We start from the raw sequence: 3,423 nt of genomic DNA, 5'->3' as shown, positions 1-3,423 counted from the left end.
CGGTGCCTTCTGCGCCTGGCTGCCCGTCGGCACGGCGACCTTCGGGGCCTTGCCGAAGTCGAAGTACGTCACGACGTACTTCGTGGCCTTGTGCTTGCCGGCCGCCGGGATCTCCAGGATGAGCGAGGTGAGGTTCCCGTCCGCCCCGACGACGGCCGTGAACGGGATCGTCTTCGCCGCGGCGCCGAGCGCGTCGACGTCCACGGCGTCCGCCATGGCCTGGCGCACGTGCTCGCCGTGGGTCAGGTCCACGGTGCCGGCGTAGGTGCCGCCGCCCTGGTCCGTCACGGTGTCTGCCGCCGCCCGGAGGATCGCGCCGGTGTTGCCCGGGTCGGCGCCCTCGTAGTACGGCACGCTGGCCGGGTCGGTCAGCTTCGCGTGGTCGAGCTCCATCCACTTCTTCGGCAGCTTCAGCATGCTGCTGAGCTGCTCGGCGCCGTCGAAGCTCACCTTCATCCAGGAGCGCTGCTCGATCAGGCGGAAGGACAGCTTCATCGTGAAGTCGAGTTCCTCGTCCTTCTCGGTCACGGTGAGGTCCATGCCCTTGCCCGCCGGGTCCACCACTCCGGTGACGGCGCCGCTCGGGTCGCTGCCGCTGAACCGGAAGGCCGGGTCCTCCTCGGTCGGCACCGCGGCCAGGAGCGTGCTCTTCGGGTTGGCCGACGGGGAGGCCGACGGGGTCGGGGAGGAGGCCGTCGGGGTCTCCTGGGAGTCGTCGTCGCCACATCCGGCCACCAGGGAGGTGGCGGCCAGCAGGGCGGCTGCGGCCGTCGCGACCCGCCGGACCCTTCCGGCGGCGCCGGTTCGCTGCGTCATTCGCGTGACTCTCTTTCACAGATCGACTGTTGCCGCCGCAGATCTTGGCACGACGGCGCCGCCGGATCATGCCCGTTGGTCCGGTTCTCCGACCGGCGGCCGTTCCCCGGGCCGCTCTCGCCCGGCGGGAAGGTCCGTCGTTGCTGGTAGAAATGCCGGATGAGCCAGGATCGGACGGCGGTACGGGAGCGGGCCGAGGCGGTGCTGCGGCGGTTGGCCGGCGAGCACGCCCGGCTCCGGGAGGACCAGTGGCGGGCGATCGAGGCGCTGGTGGTCGACCGCCGTCGGGTCCTCTGCGTGCAGCGCACCGGTTGGGGCAAGTCGGCGGTCTACTTCGTGGCCACCGCCCTGCTGCGCGAGCGCGACCAGGGCGGCGCCTCGGCGCTGTCGGGCGACCAGGGTGGCGCCGCCGCGCCGCCGTCCGAGCGGGCGCAGCCCGGCGGTGGCGCCGGCCCCACCGTGATCGTCTCGCCGCTGCTGGCGCTGATGCGCAACCAGGTCGAGTCGGCGGCCCGGGCCGGCATCCGGGCCCGCACCATCAACTCCGCCAACCTCGACGAGTGGGACGAGATCACCGCCGAGATCCACGCCGGCGCCGTGGACGTGCTGCTGATCAGCCCGGAGCGGCTCAACAATCCGGACTTCCGGGACACCGTGCTGCCGAAGCTGGCGGCCACCACCGGCCTGCTGGTGGTCGACGAGGCGCACTGCGTCTCCGACTGGGGCCACGACTTCCGGCCGGACTACCGCCGGCTGCGCACCTTCCTCACCAACCTGCCCGAGCGCACCCCGGTGCTGGCCACCACGGCCACCGCCAACGCCCGGGTCACCGCCGACGTGGCGGAGCAGTTGGGCGACGCCCTCGTGCTGCGCGGCAGCCTGGACCGGGAGTCGCTGCGCCTCGGCGTGGTCGAGCTGCCGAGCCCGGCGCACCGGCTGGGCTGGCTCGCCGACCACCTGGACCGGCTCCCCGGCTCCGGCATCGTCTACACGCTGACCGTCGCCGCGGCGGGGGAGACCGCCGAGTTCCTCCGGTCCCGGGGCTACGCCGTCGCCTCCTACACCGGGCAGGCCGAGGACGCCGACCGGCGCGCCGCCGAGCAGGACCTGCTGGACAACAAGATCAAGGCGCTGGTCGCCACCAGCGCGCTGGGCATGGGCTTCGACAAGCCCGACCTCGGCTTCGTCGTCCACCTCGGCGCGCCGCCGTCGCCGATCGCTTACTACCAGCAGGTCGGCCGCGCCGGCCGCGCCGTCGCGCACGCCGAGGTGCTGCTGCTGCCCGGCGCCGAGGACGCCGCCATCTGGCGCTACTTCGCCTCGCTCGCCTTCCCGCCGGAGGAGCAGGTCCGCGCCGTCCTGGCCGCCCTGCACACCGATCGCCCGCTCTCCACCCAGGCGCTCGAACCGATCGTCGACCTGCGCCGGGCCCGGCTGGAGCTGATGCTCAAGGTGCTCGACGTCGACGGCGCGGTCCGCCGGGTGCGCGGCGGCTGGCTCGCCACCGGGGAGACCTGGGTCTACGACGAGGCCCGGCTGCGCCGCGTCGCCGAGGCGCGCACCGCCGAGCAGCAGGCCATGCGGGAGTACGCGAGGACCCCGGACTGCCGCCTGCGCTACCTGCGCGAGTGCCTGGACGACGCCGGGGCCGCCGACTGCGGCCGGTGCGACCGCTGCGCCGGTCCGCTCTTCACGGCCGACGTGTCGGACGTCGCGCTGACCGCCGCGCAGACCTTCCTCGGCCGGCCCGGGGTGGAGATCGCGCCGAAGAAGCTCTGGCCGACCGGGCTGGAGGCGGTGGGCGTACCGCTGAAGGGGCGGATCGCCCCGGCGGAGCAGGCGCTGCCCGGGCGCGCGGTGGGGCGGCTGTCCGACCTGGGGTGGGGCGGCCGGCTGCGCGACCTGGTCGGGCCGGAGGCGGCGGACGCCGTCGTCCCCGACGACGTGGCCGCCGCCGTGGTCGAGGTGCTGAAGGCGTGGGCGCACGGCGACGAGCGGTGGCCGCGCCGCCCGGTCGGTGTGGTCGCGGTCGGCTCGCGCCGCCGGCCCCGGCTGGTCGGCTCGCTGGCCGAGCGGATCGCCGCCGTCGGGCGGCTGCCGCTGCTCGGCCAGGTGACGCCGACCGGCGCGCCCGCCGGGGGCCCGCGGGGCAACAGCGCCCAGCGGGTACGCGCCCTGCACGGCGCTTTCGCCGTGCCGGACGAGCTGGCCGACGCCCTCGCCGGGCTCGACGGGCCGGTGCTCCTCGTCGACGACCTGGTCGACTCGGGGTGGACGATGACGATGGCCGCCCGCGAGCTCCGCCGGGTCGGCGCCCCCGACGTGCTCCCCCTCGCGCTGGCCGTGGCCGGCTGAGCCACCCGTCCGCCTGCCGGCCGTCGCCGGTCGGCCCCTGGCCGTCGCCGGCAGCCCGCGGCAGGACGCTTGAACTGGGCCGACGCCGTCGCCGGCCTGGTCGGGAAAGTTCCCGGCGGGAGCGGACTGCGACCGTCGCCACGCCGCGCCACCGGCGGGCGGGCGGGGCGCCGGGGGAGCCGTGGCTCTACCTGGGCGGGCCGATCGGGATCGTGTTCATCGCGATCGCCGCGGCGATCGTCCGGTTCACCG

2 protein-coding genes are annotated in these 3,423 nt (G+C 75.3%); one reads left to right on the top strand and one right to left on the bottom strand.

Annotation, left to right across the window (positions count from 1 at the left end; all coding sequences use genetic code 11):
• A partial coding sequence (locus tag ACSNN9_RS28155) for a hypothetical protein (RefSeq protein ID WP_436676338.1) occupies window positions 1-816 on the bottom strand: 816 nt, incomplete at its 3' end.
• A gap of 159 nt (window positions 817-975) precedes the next feature.
• Here ACSNN9_RS28155 and ACSNN9_RS28150 point away from each other — a divergent pair.
• Window positions 976-3,171, top strand: coding sequence for a DEAD/DEAH box helicase (locus ACSNN9_RS28150; RefSeq protein WP_436676337.1), 2,196 nt, complete (start codon window positions 976-978; stop codon window positions 3,169-3,171).
• The last annotated feature ends 252 nt before the right edge of the window (window positions 3,172-3,423 follow it).

Source organism: Micromonospora sp. URMC 107, from assembly GCF_051386315.1.
In the GTDB taxonomy this organism is placed as follows: Bacteria; Actinomycetota; Actinomycetes; order Mycobacteriales; family Micromonosporaceae; genus Micromonospora.
This window is presented reverse-complemented; position numbering and strand designations above follow the sequence as displayed.

What these genes read in the sequence shown, in the direction of transcription:
- ACSNN9_RS28150 (WP_436676337.1), top strand. Translation starts at nt 976, where the DNA reads ATGAGCCAGGATCGGACGGCGGTACGGGAGCGGGCCGAGGCGGTGCTG.